15 protein-coding genes and 1 pseudogene are annotated in these 20,306 nt (G+C 57.8%); 7 read left to right on the forward strand and 9 right to left on the reverse strand.

Features of this window, described 5'->3' with window-relative positions:
* Window positions 1-157: 157 nt before the first annotated feature.
* The 6 genes and pseudogenes from BF99_RS0104200 to BF99_RS0104220 form a co-directional block, all read right to left on the reverse strand.
* A complete protein-coding gene (locus BF99_RS0104200) occupies window positions 158-1,561 on the reverse strand; it encodes a DNA-processing protein DprA (protein WP_025769879.1) in 1,404 nt (467 codons plus the stop codon).
* A 118-nt stretch (window positions 1,562-1,679) separates the two neighbouring features.
* Window positions 1,680-2,204, reverse strand: a complete 525-nt coding sequence (locus BF99_RS23670; protein WP_231471305.1) for a hypothetical protein — start codon at window positions 2,202-2,204, stop codon at window positions 1,680-1,682.
* Window positions 2,205-2,576: 372 nt separating this feature from the next.
* Window positions 2,577-2,780: pseudogene (locus tag BF99_RS23980) on the reverse strand (DNA methyltransferase); the annotation flags it as partial.
* On the reverse strand, window positions 2,777-4,357 hold the full coding sequence (locus BF99_RS0104210) for an ATP-binding protein (RefSeq protein WP_197019033.1): 1,581 nt from the start codon (window positions 4,355-4,357) through the stop codon (window positions 2,777-2,779). The pseudogene BF99_RS23980 and the gene BF99_RS0104210, both read right to left, overlap by 4 nt.
* A 545-nt stretch (window positions 4,358-4,902) precedes the next feature.
* Window positions 4,903-6,123: a hypothetical protein gene (locus BF99_RS0104215; protein WP_197019034.1), complete on the reverse strand. Its 1,221-nt coding sequence runs from the start codon at window positions 6,121-6,123 to the stop codon at window positions 4,903-4,905.
* 567 nt (window positions 6,124-6,690) lie between these two features.
* Window positions 6,691-7,374, reverse strand: a complete 684-nt coding sequence (locus BF99_RS0104220; RefSeq protein WP_038097249.1) for a GntR family transcriptional regulator — start codon at window positions 7,372-7,374, stop codon at window positions 6,691-6,693.
* Window positions 7,375-7,575: 201 nt separating this feature from the next.
* Between BF99_RS0104220 and BF99_RS0104230 the strand changes: the two genes are divergently transcribed.
* From BF99_RS0104230 to BF99_RS0104245, 4 genes are all read left to right on the forward strand, one after another.
* Entirely contained in the window at window positions 7,576-8,361 is a 786-nt protein-coding gene (locus tag BF99_RS0104230) for an SDR family NAD(P)-dependent oxidoreductase (RefSeq protein WP_197019035.1), read from the forward strand.
* 61 nt (window positions 8,362-8,422) lie between these two features.
* On the forward strand, window positions 8,423-9,409 hold the full coding sequence (locus BF99_RS0104235) for a TRAP transporter substrate-binding protein (RefSeq protein ID WP_051482772.1): 987 nt from the start codon (window positions 8,423-8,425) through the stop codon (window positions 9,407-9,409).
* A gap of 78 nt (window positions 9,410-9,487) precedes the next feature.
* Window positions 9,488-10,021 (forward strand): TRAP transporter small permease, encoded by a 534-nt coding sequence (locus tag BF99_RS0104240; RefSeq protein ID WP_025769887.1) that lies wholly within the window; start codon window positions 9,488-9,490, stop codon window positions 10,019-10,021.
* A 9-nt stretch (window positions 10,022-10,030) separates the two neighbouring features.
* Entirely contained in the window at window positions 10,031-11,311 is a 1,281-nt protein-coding gene (locus BF99_RS0104245; protein ID WP_025769888.1) for a TRAP transporter large permease, read from the forward strand.
* Here the strand turns inward: BF99_RS0104245 and BF99_RS0104250 are convergent.
* Both BF99_RS0104250 and iolG read right to left on the reverse strand, forming a co-directional pair.
* Window positions 11,282-12,430, reverse strand: a complete 1,149-nt coding sequence (locus BF99_RS0104250) for a Gfo/Idh/MocA family protein (protein WP_025769889.1) — start codon at window positions 12,428-12,430, stop codon at window positions 11,282-11,284. The genes BF99_RS0104245 and BF99_RS0104250 overlap by 30 nt on opposite strands.
* Window positions 12,431-12,629: 199 nt before the next feature.
* On the reverse strand, window positions 12,630-13,637 hold the full coding sequence (gene iolG / locus BF99_RS0104260) for an inositol 2-dehydrogenase (RefSeq protein ID WP_025769890.1): 1,008 nt from the start codon (window positions 13,635-13,637) through the stop codon (window positions 12,630-12,632).
* Between the two features lie 165 nt (window positions 13,638-13,802).
* On the opposite strand from iolG, the gene iolD reads away from it, so the two are divergent.
* Together iolD and BF99_RS0104270 are read left to right on the forward strand one after the other, a co-directional pair.
* Window positions 13,803-15,662, forward strand: a complete 1,860-nt coding sequence (gene iolD, locus BF99_RS0104265; RefSeq protein ID WP_025769891.1) for a 3D-(3,5/4)-trihydroxycyclohexane-1,2-dione acylhydrolase (decyclizing) — start codon at window positions 13,803-13,805, stop codon at window positions 15,660-15,662.
* Window positions 15,659-16,165, forward strand: coding sequence for a GNAT family N-acetyltransferase (locus BF99_RS0104270; protein WP_025769892.1), 507 nt, complete (start codon window positions 15,659-15,661; stop codon window positions 16,163-16,165). Before iolD ends, BF99_RS0104270 begins: the two co-directional genes overlap by 4 nt.
* 27 nt (window positions 16,166-16,192) lie before the next feature.
* Here BF99_RS0104270 and BF99_RS0104275 read toward each other — a convergent pair whose 3' ends face one another.
* Complete coding sequence (locus BF99_RS0104275; RefSeq protein ID WP_025769893.1) at window positions 16,193-17,791, reverse strand: trimethylamine methyltransferase family protein; 1,599 nt, start codon at window positions 17,789-17,791, stop codon at window positions 16,193-16,195.
* Window positions 17,792-17,883: 92 nt separating this feature from the next.
* Here BF99_RS0104275 and BF99_RS0104280 point away from each other — a divergent pair, with 92 nt between their 5' ends.
* A complete protein-coding gene (locus BF99_RS0104280) occupies window positions 17,884-20,304 on the forward strand; it encodes a GcvT family protein (protein WP_025769894.1) in 2,421 nt (806 codons plus the stop codon).
* Window positions 20,305-20,306 lie beyond the last annotated feature (2 nt).

Below are 20,306 nucleotides of genomic sequence, written 5' to 3' on the forward strand. Positions count from 1 at the left end.
TTCGGAAAAAGCACGAGTCGTCCCCCCGAACAACCGAGCCGGCGCTCTTCCTTCGCCCCGCATCCGAATTTTGTCGTGCCCCCAACCACGGCGAGGGCGTTCTTTCAAACACTCACCGTCATGCCTTCGATAAACACCCGAAGCCCGCAAAGCCGGCTCAGTTGCCGAACAAAGAAGCCTGCCGCGCATCGATCCACTCGTAGCGCACGGGATTCGCAAGACACCGAACCCTCCTTTCCGCCTGCGCCCGCCTCAGCCAAGCATTGACCTGCGCCTTGTTCACATCGAGCAACTCGGCGATCTCATCCGGGGTCTTGGCCGACTCGGCGCAAGTCCTTGAAATCATCCGAAGAAAGAGGTCATAGAACGCAAGGCTTTCATCCGATGGCAAGCGACCCATCGACAAGGCCTTGCGCTCGATCCCGGAATGCGTCGCCATCGACTCGGACTCGCTCCCCGACTCCACCGACGCACTTGCCCGAACCTCCGGGGTGAGCGAAGATGCCTCGGATTCTTCCGATGCAACCTCGAGCCCGGCACTTCGCTCGCCGCGCTCCCCTTCCGGCGACGATTGGATTTCCGGGCTCGGTTTCATCGGGCTAAAAAGATCCGCTTTCTTCGCTATGAAACCCTCCGAATCACCCCATAAATCCTTGACCTGCAAGCGATCGACATCCTCGCAAACCCACCTCGCCCCCCGCTTTACGAGGGCATCGTTGCCCGCGAAAGAGTCGTTGGTCGGCTTTATCCAAAGGGGAACCCAGCGCTTTTCGATATTCTCCGAAGCCCCGTTCCATGTTCCACCTTCGATGCCCGAACGAACCACCAAGGCCGCATCGCCGAGGCAGTAGATATATTTATTGCGCCCCATGGCATTGCCTGCGCTGAAACCGGCTTCGGGATGGACCGCCGATACAAGAACGAGCCTCTTTTCCCTCAAGTAAACGCGGTACTTAGAAGCCGAACTCGCCCGCAACAACCCATCGGACAGCACCCCGACGACGGTGCCTTCGTTTTCAAGCGCAGCGTGCATCGATGCTTGGTCCACCCCTTTCGCCCCGCCGGAAACGATACCGTGCCCTTGCCTTGCAGCCGCAGCCCCGATCCTTCGCGCATAGCCCAAATCATCCTCGCCCGCTTTGCGAGAACCGACAACGGCAAGTCCACCGCGATCGAGCAGCGTGCGATCACCGCAACCGTAGAGCACCGCCGGAGAGTCCGCCCCCAACCGCCGCTTCAACCGAATCGGGTAATCCCCATCCGATCGCGTCATCACCCACAGCCCGGCCCGCAACCACCTCTCGACGGCGATAGCCAGCGCCGCACCCCGATTCAACAACGCCTCGATGCGATCCAATGTAATCCGCCGATCCGACCACCCCTCGAGGATATCCCGAGGTCGATCCCCCAGCAGCGCCTCGGGAGTGAGCGATCGCTCTTTGAGCCAAATCGCAAACCGCCCCCACTCGCCCGGCGTCAAGGGCTTCGCCAAGCCACCATCGGCCCTCGAAAAATGCGAGGTCAACAGCAAAACCGCCTGCGTCTTCGGTGAAACGAACATTCAACCCCCAAAACCGGCCGAAGCCAACGCAACGGGATAGACCTTCGCTCCCGGAACGCCGCAGCAGAGCTGCGAGCACCGTACGACAAGTACTTGCGATCAAAGGAAATTCGTTTGGCTATGCTAGATCAGCCCAAATATCATATTCAACGATAGCCTCGCTATGGCTTCGGAGGAAGGCATCGGCCTGTCTCTTGCCTTCGAGCGAGGTGCCTGCATCTTTTATGGTGGATAGGCGCCAACGACTGTTTCGAAATGAATTTTTTATGATATCCAAAGGGTCGTCGGGTCTGCTCGATATTCCGCCGAAGCGGACGACCATCTTGGCATCCGGCTTGCAACAATCGGCAACGTTATTCCAAATCCTGCGAATATCGCTGACATAGTCTTGGGGATTCGAGTGTAGGATCTGATGCTTATTCTTGTAGTCGACATCGGCCGCACCGCCCAAGAACCAATAACGAAGCCACTGATCGGTGATATAGGTACGCATACCGTAATAGGGTGGTGAAGTGATCACCCAAGAAAATTTTGGCTTACCTGATACGGGCTTTAGCGAATCGATCTCGCGGCTGTCGCGAAGACGGACCTCGCCATCGCTTTTCGGAAGAGAACCGTAGTAGCGTTTCGCTCGGCGTTCCATGATGCCGAGAACATCCACTTGCAAGGGCTGCAAATCACGATTTTTCCAATACCTGACGGCGTATGCAGGCTTCGGGGCATAGGTTCTGGGGCTCTGATTGGAAAAATAACTTTGGAAGGTCTTCTGTCTCGGACCGTGCAATGCCCCGAGGATGATTCCCCGCAAAGCGATGCGAGCCGGTGTCGAGCAGTCTTGGAGAAAAGCGGATCTGAAGCGACAAAGATCGACGAGGACTTCGGCATGATACGCCCATTCCCAAAATGGACCCGACGGGATATCGTAAGGCTTGATGGCCGACAGAATATCTCGAGCCTCGGACAATATCTCAGGTATGCCGACCTGGGCCAACTTGGCTTCGGTGATTGCGGCCGCGACCGGACTCGAATCCACCCCCAGCGAGGATAGGCCTTCCAATCGAGCGGCGAAGTTCGTTGTTCCTCGCCCACAAAAAGGATCGAGAACGGTTTGGTTCCTCTTGGCGTATCTTCGCAAAATCCGTAGCGGAAATGCGAGAGGGAACATGGTGAAATACGGGCATATCGCGTTCAATGATGTATTTATCAAGCGCCCAGTCATTGTGTATCACGCCTTATCTTCCGGATATAGGTTTTATTGAATGGATTCTTGAATGATTCCCATATCTTATTTTGCTCACCGAAGATTTCATCCATCGCCTTCTTGACCAGTCGATAAGCCAAGTCATCCCTGTTATCGAGGTGAGCGGGAAGTCGATCAAGGAAAAATGCTCTTACGGTACCCCATGCGGCACCCTCTTCCGATTCAAGTTTATTCATCAATTCGGTATCCTCTCGAAGTGCTTCGATCATCCCCGCTTCGATTTCCGCCATGATATCGATCGTTTCCGGTCTTTCTTCTAAAGATTCCGACGGCGCCATCTTGACCGGATCGCCCTTGGATCTCACGAAATCCAACCGAGCATCGACTTCGAAGATATCATGAAGCACCTTCGCATAGGTCTTGCCTTCGGGCAGATCGTAGCCCGGATCGCGCATCGAAAACATCCCTTCGAAGGAAAGCGCGCGGATACTCACCGGATAGGGTTTGCCGCCGACCGAGCTCCAAAAGACACCCTGACCCGGTATCGGTTCGTTGAGTAGCGAACTTAGGAGATCGTCGCTGAAATGCGCGTTCGCTCGTTTCAGGGATGTCAAATCGGCCGATGAGAGCAAATGAAAAATGAACCAATTATCGCCTTGGCTTAGTATCTCGACCGGAATGCTGCCGGGTTGTTGGGTGATCAACAGCGCGCCGAGATCGTACTTTCGTCCCTCCTTGACCCATGCAATATAAGGCTCCGCCGCCGAGGCCCCTTCTTTGAGGACCGACTGGGCTTCCTCGACCACGGCGATGGTGGGAATGGTCTTCGGTTCGGCGGCCGTAAACTCTTGCTGGTTTCGATCGAAGATTCGACGAAGGATCAAGCCGGAGAGGATCAACGACTGGCCGCTACGCATCTGGGATACGTCGATCACGCATATCTTGCCCTCGGAAAGAGCATGGACGAGCATATCCATGAGCTGACTGCTCTTGTCGTGCAGCATGCGTACGATCACGGTCATATTGCTGCGAGCGGCGATCGCCTCCACTTCCTGTCGTTGAGGATCGAGTTCCAATATCTTGCATAATTCATCGATCGGAGTGGCGTTCCCGTTGACGTCGATCAGGTTGACCAAAGACTCCCAGCGTTCTTGCGACAGCCCCCTTAGCTTTCTTACGTTTTGTTGTTCCTGCCGATCGGGATCAAGAGCGATGGCGATGACATCGCTCGGACGCAGGCGTCGAATATCAAGACGAATACCCCCGGCGACGAATGATTGATAGAAAGGACTAAGATTGCGGCGCTCGGTGAAGACGACGAGACTGTCTTCGAGAGCGGGCACATCGCATAAACCGGGACGTCCTTTGTCGTCAGGCCAAAAGTATTCTCCGTCGGGATCGAAGATGACGGTGCCTACCGGAACCCTTCGCCCGCCACGCTTCTCTACATAGGGGGTTGTCTTGTAGAGCTGGCTGAACAAGAGTTTGTTCAGGTTGGATTTACCGAAGCCCGCCCGGGCAAATACGAAACTGCGGCGTGATACCAGCGATTCGACCGGAAATTTGACGAGGATCTCGGGATCTAAGATCTGCATCCATTCTTGGATTTTGAAATCGGATCTGCCGGAAGAATAGATATACTCGCCGAATGCAAGGTGTCCGATGGGTGCACCTTCGATATTGTGCCCGGCTATCTCGCGATGCACCTCACCTGACGGAAAAGCGACTTGGCTGCCGACATGCGGCAACCGCCGATGTGAGGCTACGAAGGTAAGTCTCATACCGTTCTTGCGCAATACACCAAGCACGCGAATATTGACACGATATCTGAGATATTGCTCCCTGAGATCCTCCGGAATGGCACGGTCTTCGCGAACGGCTCGAATATTGAATTCCTCGCCGGAGCCGAAGGAAAGCTTCCCCTCCGATGAAAACGAGGCGATTCGTCCGAGTACGGCTTCACCCGACGTCTCGAGTTGTACGAGGAGAAACTGGCCATGCATCGGGATGTTTTGAAATTCGTTTCGATAAGGCAATACGAGATCGGCATGAAATTCCAAGCCTCCTTGTTGGAAGCCGCGAAATATTCCTACGATCTCTTTTTTCGGAAATAGCTGTATCTCTGCGGACATGGCGGATCTCATCCATAGCGTCGTTGAGCGGGGTCGGCGTCTTGAAGCTGAAATACATCGAGTACCGATGCTTCGCCTTCGAGGCTTTTACGTACGCCGTCGTAAATAAAGTCTTGCAAGATGTCGAAATCAAAACCCACCAGCGCTGCGTTCTCATGCGCCCTTTGGAGGCAGCGTGGATAGTGAGCGACCGGAAATCCGTTGATCGCATCTGCCAGCAACGAGCCCAATATTTTTTGTACTTCGGATACTTGCGGTACGAAGATATCGACGGGCCAGATGGGATCGCGGCTGTGCGCCCCAAATTTCACGAGAAACATCTTTCCCCCGACGAATTTATTGATTTCGCCTCCTTCTTCGGCACGATCGTCTCCTCGCGCAAACTCGGACCAAATATAGGCCCGCTCTTCGACTTCGCGTGGCACTTCCACATAGGCCGGATAATCGGTTTGCAATATCTCCTCCAACGCCATCGCGAGGCGATATCGAGAGAGAACCTTGCTGTGCTTCGCCACCCCGACCAAATAAATACGACGGCGACTCCTTTGCCGCTGTTCTTCGATTCGATCGTGCATGCCCTGAAGAAGGCGATTAAAGAGATCCCCTGCAAATACCTTGCTGCGAAGCAAGCCGTCGCAAACGATGAGGGTGTCCGTACCGAAGTCTTTCTTCAAGATTGCAAACAAGATAGCCCACTCGACGAGCTCTCGATAGACCTGAACCCAACTCGGAGAAACAGGCTTGTCTTTGTCGGTGGGACGAATCATGTGGGAGAGCATCGGCAGCGTTTCGACGCCGAGAAATCGCATCATTTCGCCGAGTGCGGTTTGCGGCGTTCCATCGCCGGATAGCTGCCGATGATTCAGTTTCGAGATCGGCGTGGTCGGGGAAACGGCCTCGAGACAATATTCGTTGTCACTGCTATCGACGACCCTTACGATCTGAATCAAGAAGGGATCGAAGTGTAACTGATTATTTCCACCATCCGTTCCGACGATCGATATTGACGTGGTTGATCGAGGCTGTATCGGTCTCGTCTTTCCCTGCAAAGGACGTATTTCGTTTCGGAGATTTTCAAGAATTCCTTGATCGGTATCGATGCAGTCGATAATGGCCTCTTTCAGCTGGGCTTGAGTCGCAGGATCAATCATGATCAATGTCTCCGATTTGCATGGCTTGGATCTGTCGTACGGCATATTTTCTCGGCAAGAACATACGATGTCGACCAAGCGTTTTTGTCGTGTATCACCTCGTTGGTTGTTCTCGATATTTTAGTGACGATACTAATCATACTTCAACATATCGATCTTTATGTCAACCAAGCGACAGGATCGCCGTGATCGAAGAGGTCGACGATTGCCTTGGCGATGCCGCGGGATACATCACGGAATTCTCTTCCAAAGCGGCCCATCGAAAAACGCCCCTGTCCAACGGTCGACAGCGACTACCGTCATGTCGAAACTCCGGATGGCCGGCTCCATGGACTCACCTTAAGTCACCCGCACACCAGCCCTTACCTTATGCGCCACCGTCATTCTCGGTTTCTTGGGAGCATCCGCCCTTTTGGCCTTTTGACCTCTCTTGCCATTTGCCATGAGGCATATCCGCTATCCCCTGCGATCAGATCTCGATCGGTGTCTCAAATCACTCCGAAAAGGGGAAAACGGTCGGTCCGCATAAACCACTTGGTACGAATATCTTTGACTATGGATGTCCGCCTACCCGATCCATCGTTGTCGCTTATCCGGATTCGAGCACTTTCCGGCGACTCGGTAGGAAGCGCAATATTTCAGGGATCAATCCTCGAAGTACTCGGCATGCTCTTCCCGGATTTCTCGAATGGTCTCATCGAGCCGACTCAGGTGAGTCCTCACGGCCCTTTCAGCAACCTTGACCTTGGCTGCCGAGATCGCATCGAATATTCGCCGATGATCCTGCAAGAGATCGGAAGCCTCGCTTGCCTGACCAAGGCTCAGCATACATAAGCGGTCGACTTTGGCTTTGTAGAACTGAATCGTCTCGAACATCATGCCTTGGCCGCTCAGCTCGCAGATCTGCTTGTGAAAATCGTAGTCCAGCTCATGAAATCTCTCGATATCATCGGCATCGACCGCGCGACGCTGCCTTTCCAAGTTTTTTCCCATTGCATCGGTACGGCGACTATCTTGAACCCCACAGGCAATTCGAACCACTTCCAGCTCGACCGCTAGCCTTATGAAGCGAGCCTGTCTTATCTTGGACAAAGAGAATTTTCTTACCTCGGTCGGCTTTTGCGGCCGGATCAACAGCAGATCTTGATTTGCAAGGCGGTTGAAGGCGTCCCGGACGGGCTGACGCGAGACCCCGAACTTTTCGGCGATATCAACCTCGGAGATTTTCGCGCCCGGTGGCAATCTATTCGATCCGATTTCGCCTCGCAGATGGTCGAATATGACATCCGCCGACGTCCTGCGTTCAAAAACGTCGATTTGCAGATTCATTGAGTCCCTCATCCAGCTCCATGCCTCCGAAGGGCAAATCCGAATCGTGAAACGCTCGGCGGTACACCAAGAAATTTCATCGCCGCATATCCAGCCTTGTATGATACTAGTATGCTAGTATACTTCCATGGGATCTGGTTTTCAAAGAAGAGACCATCTCCGATCGCGCACTGAAATTCCACAATATCCGGGGAGAACATGATGTCGGAAATACCTGTCGCCGATTCGATGCCCAAAAATTCACTCGATGGGCGCATCGCTGTCGTTACCGGTGGCGGCCGGGATATCGGGCGTGCCTGTGCACTGCGCCTCGCCTTGAACGGGGCGGCCGTGGCCATCAACTACCATCGCTCCGAGGAAGGCGCAAAAAGCGCCGTCGCCGAAATCGAAGGCTTGGGCGGACGGGCACTGGCCACTCCCGGCGATATGACCTCGGATAGCGACGTCCACGCCTTCGTCGCAAAAACCCAAGCCACCTTCGGGGATCGGATCGATATTTTGGTCCATGTCACCGGCGGGCTGATCGCCCGCAAGACGCTGGCGGACATGAACGTGGATCACTGGAACAAGGTCATGGATCTGAATGCCACTTCGTTCCTGCGCATAGCCAAGGCCGTCGTCCCTTGCATGACCGAGGGCGGCTCGATCATCGCATTGGGGAGCCAAGCGGGACGCGATGGCGGCGGACCCGGTGCGGTCGCCTATGCCGCTTCGAAGGGCGCGGTGATGACCATGGCCCGAGGATTGGCAAAAGAGCTGGGACCTGATATCAGGGTGAACTCGGTCTGCCCGGGGATGATCGATACCGATTTCCATAATCTTTTCACCAAACCCGAAGTTCGCGCCCATGTTGCCAATATCACGCCGCTCAAGCGCGAAGGCACATCCGATGATGTCGCCGGATTGGTCGCCTACTTGGCCTCGGATGGTGCTGCATTCATCACCGGTGCCAATATCGATATCAACGGGGGCTTGCTTTTTTCGTAAAAGCCATGGCCGTCGAAACGACGAAGTCAACTGCAAAAACAACCCGAGGAGGGAAGATATCATGCATAGTCGCATCATCGAGATCGTTCGAACCACAACGGTCGGCATCGTTGCGGCCGCTCTCGCAACGGCTGCAGGCGCTGCCGACTGGCGGGCGTGGAATATCCACCATGATGGCCACCCGAATACCGCGGCAATGGATCGCTTCGCGGATCTCGTCGACGAGGCCACCGAAGGTGAAATCAAAGTGGAGGTGTTCCACGGCGGGGTACTCGGTTCTCAGCCGGATGCGTTGGAGCAGGTTCGCATCGGCGCGATCGAGTTCGGCAACTTCAACTTGGGTCCGATCGGCCCGATAGTCAAGGAAGCCAACCTCGTCTCGCTGCCCTTCATCTTCAAAAGCGTCCCACATATGTTCCGCGTTCTCGAAGGCGAGGCCGGGGATATCATCGCAAAGGCGATGGCCGAAGCCGGCATCTTGCCGCTGGCGTGGATCGATGCCGGAGCCCGATCTTTCTACAGCCAAAAACCCATCAATACCCCTGCCGATGTCGAGGGTCTGAAAATCCGGGTCATGAACAACGATTTGTATACGGCCATGATCTCGGCCATGGGCGGCAACCCCTCACCGATGGCATTCTCGGAAGTACAACAGGCACTCAAGACCGGTGTCGTCGACGGCGCGGAGAACAACTTCCCCTCGTTCAAAAATGTAGGCCACTATGAAGTGACCACTCACTACTCGCTCAGCGAGCACCTGATCATCCCCGAATGCATCTGCGTGAATACCGGAAAGTTCGAAGCGCTGTCGCCGAAACTACAAACCGCTATCAAGGGGGCGGCCGAACAAGCCGCCTTGTATCAGCGCGAACTCTGGGCGGTTCAGTCGGATCAAGCTCGCAAGGATGTCGAAGCCGCCGGTATCATGGTCAATGAGATCACCGACAAGACACCCTTCCAAAATGCGATGAATTCGGTCTACGATGAGTACTTGGCCGCCAATCCCGATATGCGCAGGCTGGTGGAAATCGCTCGGACAACCGATTGATATCGAATGCATCGGGAGGAAGATAAAACGCCCGACTCCACACTTGGATGTCGGGCGTTTATCAAGCGAGAATATCCGATGGACAAGCCCGGCCCCGACACCCCACCCACATTTCTGCGAATCATGGATCGAGCGTACGACTTGAGCGCTCGGATCAGCCTCTTACTCGCCGGGACGGCCCTCGTGGTGATGACGGCGATTTTCGCTTGGCTGGTTTTCGGCCGCTATGTTTTGAACGACACACCGACTTGGGTGGAACAGGTTTCATTGTTGCTTGTGATGGTCATCGCCTTTCTCGGCGCAGCTGTCGGCGTACACCGGAACACACATCTATCTGTGGTGATATTTCGCGGCATCGTGCCTTCTTGGCTGCGTATCGGATTCACCTTGCTGACGGATGTCCTCATGGCCCTTTTCGGAGGACTGATGTTCTGGCACGGTCTTGAACTGACGATGTTCAAGTGGAATACGCTCATCCCGTTGATCCAATGGTCGGAGGGCCTGCGTTCGTTGCCGTTGACCATCTGCGGGGGGCTGCTTTTTCTTTACTCGACCGGTCATTCGATTCGCGTAATGCTTGGGCGGGACTCCCGCAAGGACAGTATCGAGTGAGGAGCGAAATTGGGACTATCTCTTCTTCTGGCTTCTTTTGCCCTTTGTGTCGTCATCGGAATGCCCGTTGCCTTCGCGCTGGGAGTCGCCTCGCTGGCTGCGTTCTGGTACGAAGGGTTGCCGCTTTTGGTGGGGTTTCAGCGCATCATCTCGGGAATCAATGTCTTTTCCTTGATGGCGATCCCCTTCTTTATTTTCGCGGGCGAACTGATGTTCCACGGCGGCATCGCGATGCGGTTGGTGCGTTTCGCCCAAGCCGCGGTCGGGGCGGTGCGCGGCGGTCTCGGAATCGTGAACGTCTTCTCTTCGATGCTGTTCGGAGGGATTTCCGGATCGGCCATCGCCGATATCTCGGCGCTGGGATCCATCCTCGTTCCGGTGATGAAAGATAAAGGCTACGATGCCGATTACGCGGTGAACGTCACTGTGACCTCTTCGATCGCCGGAATCATCATTCCACCTAGCCATAACATGATTATTTTCGCCCTCGCAACGGGCGGCGCGGTATCGATATCCAAACTCTTTCTTGCCGGGGTCGTGCCCGGTATCTTGATGTGCATTTGCCTTGCTGTCGCCGCTTATCTGGTGGCAGTGAAACGGGGCTACGGTGCCGAAAAATTTCCCGGGTGGATGGCACTTGCATTGGGGTTTGCCGGGGCCATTCCGGGCCTTCTGACGGCGATCATCATTGTCGGGGGCGTTCTTTCCGGTGTGTTCACGGTAACCGAATCCGGCGCCTTCGGGGCTCTTTATGCCTTCGTAGTAACCCTTTTGGTCTACCGCACCATCACTTGGGAAAAATTCAAAACCGCCGTCGTCCAATCGGTGCGCACGACCTCGATGGTGATGATCCTGATCGCCTGCGCCGCCGCTTTCGCCTATATGCTGACTTTCTACCGGGTTCCGAGCAAGACCGTGGAACTGCTGACCGGGCTAAGCGATAACCCCATCCTGATCCTCTTGATGATCAATGCCGTTTTGCTCTTGCTAGGTATGATCATGGATATGGCCGCGCTGATCCTGATCTGCACGCCCATCTTCCTGCCCGTCGCCGGCGCTCTGGGTATGGATCCCCTGCAATTCGGCATGATGCTGCTGGTAAACCTCGGGCTCGGTCTTTGCACACCACCGGTCGGGTCTTGCCTCTTTGTCGGATGTGCCGTTGGAAAGTTACCGATGGAAAAGGCGGTAAGAACGATTTGGCCCTTCTATCTGGCCATCCTCGTCGCCCTTATGCTGATCACATTCATGCCGGCTCTTTCATTGACCCTTCCGGGCTTGATCGAATAAGGATCTCGGGCCGATCTCCTGCCATTGGCCGGCGGCGGACGAGGCCTCGATGGCCTCGATCAGCATTTGGATTTCGAAGCCCTTGGTAAATCCGAAGGGTTCGGGTCGGTCGTCGACGATGGCGGTGGCGAAGGCGGCGACCTCGATGGCCTTGAGATCGTTGAAGCCGATGTGATGGCCGGCGGCGAGGCAAAAGCGATCGTAGGGTGGATGCTTCGGGCCGGTCAGGATGCGCCTAAAGCCCGATCGATTCGCAGCGCAGCGGTTATCGTAGAAATGCAGCTCGTTCATGGTCTCGAAATCGCATACGAGGGCACCCTTGGAGCCGTAGATCTCGAAGACATGCTGCAGTTTTCTGCCGGTGGCCACCCAATTGGCCTCGATCGAACCGGTGGCGCCGTTGGCGAATCGCACGAAGGCGCGGGCGATATCGTCGACCTCCACCGCTTTGGGGCCATCGGGGCTCGGTCGTTCGTCGACGACCGTCACGCAATCGCCCAAGACGCTCGAAATCGGACCGAGCAGATATTCGGCGCTCGCCAAGGCATGGCTGCCGAGATCGGAAAGGGCGCCGCCGCCTCGGGAATCGTGCCGAAAGGTCCAAGGCGCGCTCTTGTCGACCATGTAATCCTCGGCGTGGATGCCGCGATAACTACGGATTTCACCCAGGTCTCCTTGCTCGATCATCTCCAAGGCCAAGGAAAAGACCGGGTTGCAAAGATAGTTGAAGCCCACTTGGGTTTTGACCCCCTTGCCGGCGGCGGCAAGGGCCATCTCGCGGGCATCGGATGCGCTCGGGGCCAGCGGCTTTTCGCAATAGACGTGCTTGCCGGCGGCGATGGCCGCCAAAGCCATTTCCTTGTGCAGCGTGTTGGGAGTGGCGATGGAAACGATATCGATCGCCGGATCGTCGATGATCTCGCGCCAATCCGAAACCGCCTCGGCATAGCCGAATTGCCTTGCCGCGCGCTTGGCGTTTTCCTCGTCCACATCGGCGACGGTCTTGAGATCGAAGCGCACGCTCAGATCGAAAACCTTCTCGGCCACCGCATATCCGAAGGTATGGGTCCGCCCCATGAAACCCGCACCGATAAGACCTACCCCAAGCGCCGGTTTCATGGACGAACTCCCCGTCGAATGCCAAGTCGGGGTCGATATCGACGCTCAGGTAAAGACGAAGCCTTCCGGCTCGATTGGTTAGCCATGTGCCCGAACTCTCCTTTGGTGCGTGCGGTGGGTTTATCGATGCGTCGATTCGTCGTCGCTCATCGGTGGTTTATCGATGGACGACGAGGCAAAGAGCGAGGCGGGCGAGCGGTCACAGCACTTCGTCCACGCCGATCGAGCGGCCCTCGGCAACGGATTGCATCGCCGCTTCGGCGAGTATCAATGCCCGCCGACCGTCCTCGAAATCGGCTTCGACCGGCGTGCCGTTCTCGATGGCGTCGATGAACGAGTCGATCTCGGCATCGAAGGCTTCCCTGTAGCGCTCGATGAAAAAGTTCAAATAAGGCTCGGCGGCCTCGACCTGCTCGGCTTTGAATTTGCGAACCTCGACCGGCTTGCGATTCAGACTTTGAACCATGCCCTTGGTTCCCAACAGCTCCACCCGCTGGTCGTAGCCGAAGGTCGAGGTGCGAGAGGTGTTGATATGGCACTGCTTGCCCGATGCGGTGCTCATGATCACCATCGATGTATCGTAATCGTTCAGTTCCCCCATCAAAACGGGGTCGATCAGCCGGCCGCCGATGGCGAAAACCTCGACCGGCTCCTCGGCGAGCATGAAACGCGCCAAGTCGAAATCGTGGATCACCATGTCGCGGAAGAGGCCGCCCGCTTGCTCGTAATAGGAGCGGGGGGGCATTTCGGGATCGCGCGAGGTGATGATGACTTGATGGAGTTCTCCGATCTCACCTGCGGCCACCGCAGCGCGCGCCGCCCGATGGCCCGGATCGAAGCGGCGATTGAGGCCGATCTGAATGGGCACGCCTTTGTCCCTCACCCTCTCGGCGCAGGCGTTGACGCGGGCCAACGACAGGTCGATGGGCTTTTCGCACAGCACCGGCTTGCCGGCGGCGACCGCCGCTTCGATGTAATCGGCGTGGGTGGGAGTCGCACTGGCGATCAGCACCGCATCCACATCGGCGGCGGAAAATATCTCTTCGGGGGTCTTGGCGAGATGCACCCCTTGGGCGGCTGCGACCTCCTCGGCGAAAGGGGTATGCGTGTCATAGACCGCCACCAATCGCGCCCGGGGATGCGCTACGATATTGGATGCGTGCATTCTTCCGATGCGGCCGCAGCCGAGCACCGCGATTTTGAGCATCGAGATCGCTCCTTGAGTGGTCTTTTCGATAGTCGATTCGGATCCGTCGGTCGATCGAGCGCTTGGGTGCCAACCGCTCGAATACTAGCCGCTCGGATACTTCGGGCGTTTTTGCACTTCGAAAGGATATCTTAAAAGATCATCGAATTCCGAGGGGGATATCGTATGGCCGGTCCTGTGATTCGGTTGACCATGGCCCAAGCCGTGGTACGCCATCTCATCAATCAATACACGACTATCGATGGCGACAAGGTACCGCTTTTCGCCGGCGTCTTCGGGATCTTCGGACACGGAAACGTGACCTGTCTATCCGAGGCCCTCGAAGGGGTGCAAGATCGACTCCCCACTTGGCGGGGTCAGAACGAGCAGAGCATGGCATTGGCGGCCATCGGCTATGCCAAGGCGAAGCGGCGGCGACAGTGGATGATCGCCACCTCCTCCATCGGGCCCGGTGCCACCAATATGGTCACCGCCGCCGGTGTCGCCATGGCCAACAGACTCCCGGTGCTGCTGATCGCAGGGGATACCTTCTCCAATCGCCTTCCGGATCCGGTTTTGCAGCAAGTCGAGCATTTTCACACCCCCTCGATCACGGTCAACGACGCTTTCAAGCCGGTCACCCGCTACTGGGATCGGATCACCCATCCCGCCCAGATCATTTCGAGTCTTCCGCAGGCGATCGCCACCATGATGGACCCCGGCGATTGCGGGCCTGCCTTCCTCGCCCTGCCGCAGGATACGCAGGAGATCGCCTTCGACTATCCGCAAGCCTTCTTCGATGAAAGGGTCTGGACCGTCCCGAGGCCGCGCCCCGATCGATGCCAGGTGATCGCAGCGGCGGATCTGCTGAAAAGCGCGCAACGGCCCTTGATCATCTCCGGCGGCGGCGTTCGTTATTCGAATGCGGAAGATCGCTTGGCCGAGTTCGCAAGTGCGCGCGGGATCCCCATCGTCGAGACCATCGCGGGCAAAGGTAGCCTCACCCATTACCACCCGCTCCACGCCGGGCCGATCGGCATCATCGGTTCGACCTCGGCCAATACCCTGGCCGAAGAGGCCGATGTGATCCTCGCCGTCGGAACGCGGCTTCAAGACTTCACCACCGGATCGTGGACGGCCTTCGCCCCCGATGCGCAATTCATATCGATCAACGCCGCCCGCTTCGATGCGATGAAGCATCGAGCGCTGGCGGTGGTCGGGGATGCAAGGGAAAGCGTCGACGAACTCGATGCCGCCCTCGGACAATGGCGGGCGGATCCGAGCCATCTGGAACGGGCGGCGACGCTCTTCGGGCAGTGGGATGCGCTGCTGCAAGCGCATCAAGCGCCCACCAACGCGCCGATCCCGACCTACGCCCAAGTCGTCGATGCCGTCAACAAGAGCGCCGGGGATGACGATACGATGGTAACCGCCGCCGGCGGCCTTCCGGGCGAGACCGCCAAGGGCTGGCGCGTGAAGAATCCGCATACCTTCGATCTGGAGTTCGGCTTTTCCTGCATGGGCTACGAGGTGGCTGCCGGCTGGGGGGTCGCCATGGCGATCAAGGGCAAGGGGGTGCCGATCGTGCTGGTCGGCGACGGCAGTTATTTGATGATGAACTCCGATATTTATTCCACCGTGCTCACCGGCCACAAGATGATCGTCATCGTTTGCGATAACGGCGGCTATGCGGTCATCAATCGACTCCAAGAATTCAAGGGTACGCCCGGATTCAACAACCTGCTCAAGGATTGTCGGGTGCTGAATCCGAACGACCCCGAGCGCGTGGATTTCGCAGCGCATGCCCGTTCGATGGGGGCGCAGGCCCGCCATTGCGAAAGCCTCGCCGAACTGACGAGCGCACTGGAGTGGGCGAAAACGACCGACAAGACCACCGTGCTGTCGATCGCAACCGATGCCTATTCGTGGGTCCCGGGCGATGCCGAGTGGGATGTGGGGGTCCCGGAAGTTTCCGAGAGAGAAACGGTGCGATGCGCGCGCAAGGATCAAGAGCGCATCCGGGCTCGGCAACGAGTGGGGGTATGAATATCCGGGATTGGTGCGAGGCCGATTTGGGCGAGATGCACGCGATCAACGAGGCCTGCGTCCCCGGTGTCGGCACGCTTTCGAGATCCGATTTCGATCGCCTCGTGCAAGATGTAGGTGTGGCGACACCACTCGCCGAGATCGCCGGCGAGGTGGCCGGCTTCGTGCTGTGCATGCAAGAAGGGCTCGACTACGCAAGCCTCAACTATCGGTGGATTTCCGAACGTTTCGAACGCTTCGCATACATCGATCGCGTGGCCGTGGCCGAAAAATACCGAGGTCGAGGGATCGGCGGAGCGCTCTACCAAGCGACCTTCGCCCGCTTTCAAGACCGGCGGCCGGTTCTTTTGGCCGAGGTCAATCTGGCACCGCCCAATCCGGGTTCGCTGCGCTTCCACAAACGCCACGGCTTCGAGGAGATCGGCGAGCGTTGGGAGCCCGATGGCGAAAAGGGCGTCGTTTATCTGGCGCGCGCCCCGCTCCGCTCCCGGATCGATGGATAGAGGTTGCAAGGAAGCGGACCGTCATCTTCAATCCGAGCGATGCCCGATATCCGCCGATCGAAGATCTTTCGAAGATAAATGGATATCGAAGCGATCGCGGATACGGCGATCGACTTCGGCGCTTAGATAGTGCGGATGGTGATTCGCCAAAATCTCGCGGGCGATCGATCGGGCGCGAGAGGCGATATCGAGCGCCCCCTTTTCGGCCCAAACCGAGGGCGTATCGCGATCGGCGAGCGCAGGGTAGTAATAGTCACGCTGCATGGCCGCCATGGTATGGGCGGCGCCGAGGAAATGTCCCTCGCCCGTTGCCGCCTCCAAGATCGCATCGAAGCCCAAAGTCTCCTCGCTGACCTCGATGCCGCGGATCAGTCGATAGACATGGCCGAGCATTTCGTTATCGGCGACGAAGGCCTCGAAGGAGGCGCCGAGCAAGCCCGCCATCATCCCCGAGGATTCATAGACCATATTGCCCCCGGCAAGACCGGCGGCGACCGCGGCGATGGCTTTTTCCGCCCCCATCTGGGCATCGACGACCTTGGCATCGGACATCGAGCAAGCGATGCCGCTGGGCAAACCCAAGTGGTTGGAAACTTGCGCGGCGGCGGCGTTCATCGCCGATATCTCGCCCCCGCCGCCGGCAAAAGCCCCGGTTCGAAGATCGACCACCAGCGGCCAATTCGAGAAGATGACGGGATAGCCCGGCTCGAATAGATTGACCAGGGTCAGCGCGGCCAAGGTCTCGGCCGTGGATTGCGCCAGCATGCCCGCCGGAGTCGCCGGGGCCGTGGCCCCCGATTGGGCGGCGATGATGGCGTTGATCGGCACCCGGCGGCGGATGCAGGCGAGGGTTACGTCGACCGCATCCTCTCCGAAACGCAGCGGCGAGATCACGGGCGAGATATGCGCCTTGCAAAAGGGTCTGGATTTGAACGCGCCTTCGCCCCCCAGCGCCCAATCGAATAGATCGACGATCGGATCGACATTGGCCCCGACCGTGAACGACATTCCGATCGGCTTGGTGGTTCCCGCCAAGAGCGCGTAGGCGGTGTTGATATCGAGGTCGAAGGGGTCCGCAACATCGGTGGCGATGCAGCAACGGGTGAACCAGCTGACGTGATCGAGGGTGTCGACCAGGCGAGTGAAATCATAGAGATCGCGCAGCGTCGAGGGTCGGTATCGGCCGGTATCGATATCGAGGGTCTGGACCGCGGCCCCGCCGGTTCCGAAATAAACGCGATCGCCCCCGATCTCGAAATCGTATCGGGGATCGCGCCCGTGATAGACGAAGGACTTCGCGGCCCCATCGATGATATTCTCGATGAGCGGGCGAGGAAAGCAAAGACGGCGGTATCGATTCCAATGGGCGCCGCCCTCGATGGCCTTGTCGATCACCGGCGCCGGAACCCGATCCATCCCGATTTCGGCCAGGATACGCATCGCGGTATCGATGATGTCGACGACTCCACGATCGGAAAGCGGGCGGTAATGACCGCCTCGTTGCCCCGGAGGGCCGGCGACGATCTGTGGCTTGGGAGCGCTGCGAGCGGCGACTCGCACGGCCCGCCCGCCGGGGCGCTTGGCTCCCCTTTTTCCGCCATCGGCTTTTTTTTCGCTGCCTGACATTCGATCCCCCCTCGTCTTTTCGCTTCGTCTTTTCGATCCATGCAGGCCCGGGGCAAGCCGATCGATCGGCGAAATCCATCGAATCGAGCACTATGAAAACACAGACCCGAGTTGTCGTGATCGGCGGGGGCATCGGCGGTTGCTCGACGCTCTACCACCTGACCTGCGAGGGAATCACCGATTGCGTCCTGATCGAGCGCGATGAACTGACCTCGGGGACCACTTGGCATTCCGCCGCTCAGGTGACGAATTTCGGCCCGAACCAAACGATGATCGGCCTGAAGAGCCACTCGATCAAGCTCTATAAAGCGCTCGCCGAGGATCCCGACTACCCGATCGACTATCACCACGGCACCGGCGGAATGCGGCTGGCCTCGACCGAGGATCATGTCGACGGCTACCGCCATTTCATCAGCCTCGCCAAGGGCATGGGCGTGCCCTTCGAATATATCGACGCCAAGGAGTGCAAACGCCGCCACCCGCTGGTCGACACCGACAATCTATTGGGGGCGCTTTGGGATCCCTATGACGGCGATATCGACCCCGCCCAACTCTGCCAAGCCCTCGCTCGACGAGCGCGCAAGGCCGGGGCCGAGATCCACCGCTTCAATCCGGTGATCGATCTGACGCAAAAGGGAGACGGATCATGGATCGTCCATAGCCAAAAGGGCGATATCCATTGCGAGAAAATCGTCGATGCCGGCGGCTATCGGTGCAACGAGATCGGGGCCATGATGGGCGTCGAGTTGCCGGTGGCATCGATGGAACATCAGTACATGCTCACCGAGCGCATCCCCGAGATCGAGGCCCTCGATATCCGCCTCCCTCTGATCCGCTGTCCCACGGACGATTTCTACTGCCGCCAAGAGAAAAAAGGACTCCTTGTCGGCTTCTACGAGCAGGACTGCCGACCCTGGGGCTTGGACGGGATCGACCCGGGTTTTTCGATGGCGCTTTGTCCGAACGATCTCGATCGGGTCATGGATGTCATGGGCGGCGCATTCCATCGCCTGCCCTGTCTGATAAAAGCGGGCATCCGCAACGTGATCAACGGACCGATCACCTACACCCCCGACGGCCTGCCGCTGGTGGGCAAGATCCCGGGCAAGCGCAACGCCTATTGCATCACCGGATTGCGGGCGGGTTTGGGCGAAGGGGGCGGGCATGGTTGGCTGTTGGCCCAGATCATCGCTCACGGAGAGGCTTGCTACGATACTTGGTGCTTGGATCCGCGTCGTTTCTCCCCTCATGCCAATGTGGAATTCACCGCCATCAAGGCCATGGAGGATTATCGGAACGAATTCCGCTTCCACCGGCCGCACGAGCATCGCCCGGCGGGGCGCAGGCTCAAAACGACACCGCTTTACGAGACACTGCTTGGCTTGGGCGCCGAGTTTTCGGTGGTCGATGGCTGGGAGCGGGTGGATTTCTTCAAGCCCTCTTCCGATTTCGAAGAGGATCTCTCGTTTCGCATCAACAATGTCCATGAGGTCGTCGCCTTGGAAGTGGCCAATGTCCGAGATAACGTCGGGATCATGGAGGTCAACGGCTTCAACCGGCTCGAAATCACCGGGGCCGGCGCACACGATTGGCTCGATGCGCTTTCTTGTTCGCGCATCCCGAGAAGGAAGGGCAAGATCGGTCTGGCCTATTTCCTGAACCACCAAGGCAACGTCAAGTGCGAGGCGACGATCGCCAATCTTGGATCGGGCAAGATCTGGTACGGCTCGGCGGCGGCGGCCGAGCGACACGATTTGGAGTGGCTGAGCGAGCATGCCCCCATCGACGGATCGATCCGGATAACGAGTTTGACGAGCAGCCATACGATCCTCGTCGTCGCCGGAGCGAGGGCGCGCGATCTCCTCGCCGCCGTCTCGCCGCGCACGGATTGGTCGGCGGCCGCCTTCCCTTGGCTAAGCGTACGCAAGGTTCATATCGGATATATCGAGGCCATCGTCATGGCGGTGTCGTTCTCGGGGGAACCCGCTTGGGAGATCCACCTGAAGGTCGAGCAATCAAGGCCGTGCTTCGATATCCTGGTCGAAGCCGGTCGGGAATTCGATCTCGGGCTTTTCGGATCCAGAGCCTTGGAATCGATGCGCATCGAGAAGGGCTATCGGCACTGGAAGAGCGATCTGATCACCGAGTTCAATCCCTTCGAAAGCGGGCTCGAACGCTTTGTCGAGATGGACAAGGAGTTCATCGGCAAGGCCGCTCTCGAGCGGATGCGCGATGACGGTCCCCGGCGCAGATTCGCAACGATGGAAGTGGCAAGCGATATCGCGGTGGCGCATCCGGGGGATTCGATCGTCGTCGACGAAAAGGTCGTCGGGACTATCACCTCCTCGGCTTGGGGTCATCGCACGGGCAAGAATCTGGCCATGGGATTCATCGACCCCGGCCACGCCGCTATCGGCAGCGTGCTAAAGGTCGAGATCATCGGGCGCACCTTCGACGCCAAGGTCGTGGCGGGCGGCCTTTACGATCCCGCCAACGAACGATTGCGGGGCTGATC

Origin of the sequence: Thioalkalivibrio sp. HK1 (assembly GCA_000583135.1) — a bacterium.
In the GTDB taxonomy this organism is placed as follows: domain Bacteria; phylum Pseudomonadota; class Gammaproteobacteria; order HK1; family HK1; genus HK1.

Coding starts and splice junctions, on each gene's coding strand:
- BF99_RS0104200 (WP_025769879.1), bottom strand. CDS start 1,561: ATGTTCGTTTCACCGAAGACGCAGGCGGTTTTGCTGTTGACCTCGCAT.
- BF99_RS23670 (WP_231471305.1), bottom strand. CDS start 2,204: ATGGAACGCCGAGCGAAACGCTACTACGGTTCTCTTCCGAAAAGCGAT.
- BF99_RS0104210 (WP_197019033.1), bottom strand. CDS start 4,357: ATGCAGATCTTAGATCCCGAGATCCTCGTCAAATTTCCGGTCGAATCG.
- BF99_RS0104220 (WP_038097249.1), bottom strand. CDS start 7,374: ATGAATCTGCAAATCGACGTTTTTGAACGCAGGACGTCGGCGGATGTC.
- BF99_RS0104230 (WP_197019035.1), top strand. CDS start 7,576: ATGTCGGAAATACCTGTCGCCGATTCGATGCCCAAAAATTCACTCGAT.
- BF99_RS0104235 (WP_051482772.1), top strand. CDS start 8,423: ATGCATAGTCGCATCATCGAGATCGTTCGAACCACAACGGTCGGCATC.
- BF99_RS0104240 (WP_025769887.1), top strand. CDS start 9,488: ATGGACAAGCCCGGCCCCGACACCCCACCCACATTTCTGCGAATCATG.
- BF99_RS0104250 (WP_025769889.1), bottom strand. CDS start 12,430: ATGAAACCGGCGCTTGGGGTAGGTCTTATCGGTGCGGGTTTCATGGGG.
- iolG (WP_025769890.1), bottom strand. CDS start 13,637: ATGCTCAAAATCGCGGTGCTCGGCTGCGGCCGCATCGGAAGAATGCAC.
- iolD (WP_025769891.1), top strand. CDS start 13,803: ATGGCCGGTCCTGTGATTCGGTTGACCATGGCCCAAGCCGTGGTACGC.
- BF99_RS0104270 (WP_025769892.1), top strand. CDS start 15,659: ATGAATATCCGGGATTGGTGCGAGGCCGATTTGGGCGAGATGCACGCG.
- BF99_RS0104275 (WP_025769893.1), bottom strand. CDS start 17,791: ATGTCAGGCAGCGAAAAAAAAGCCGATGGCGGAAAAAGGGGAGCCAAG.
- BF99_RS0104280 (WP_025769894.1), top strand. CDS start 17,884: ATGAAAACACAGACCCGAGTTGTCGTGATCGGCGGGGGCATCGGCGGT.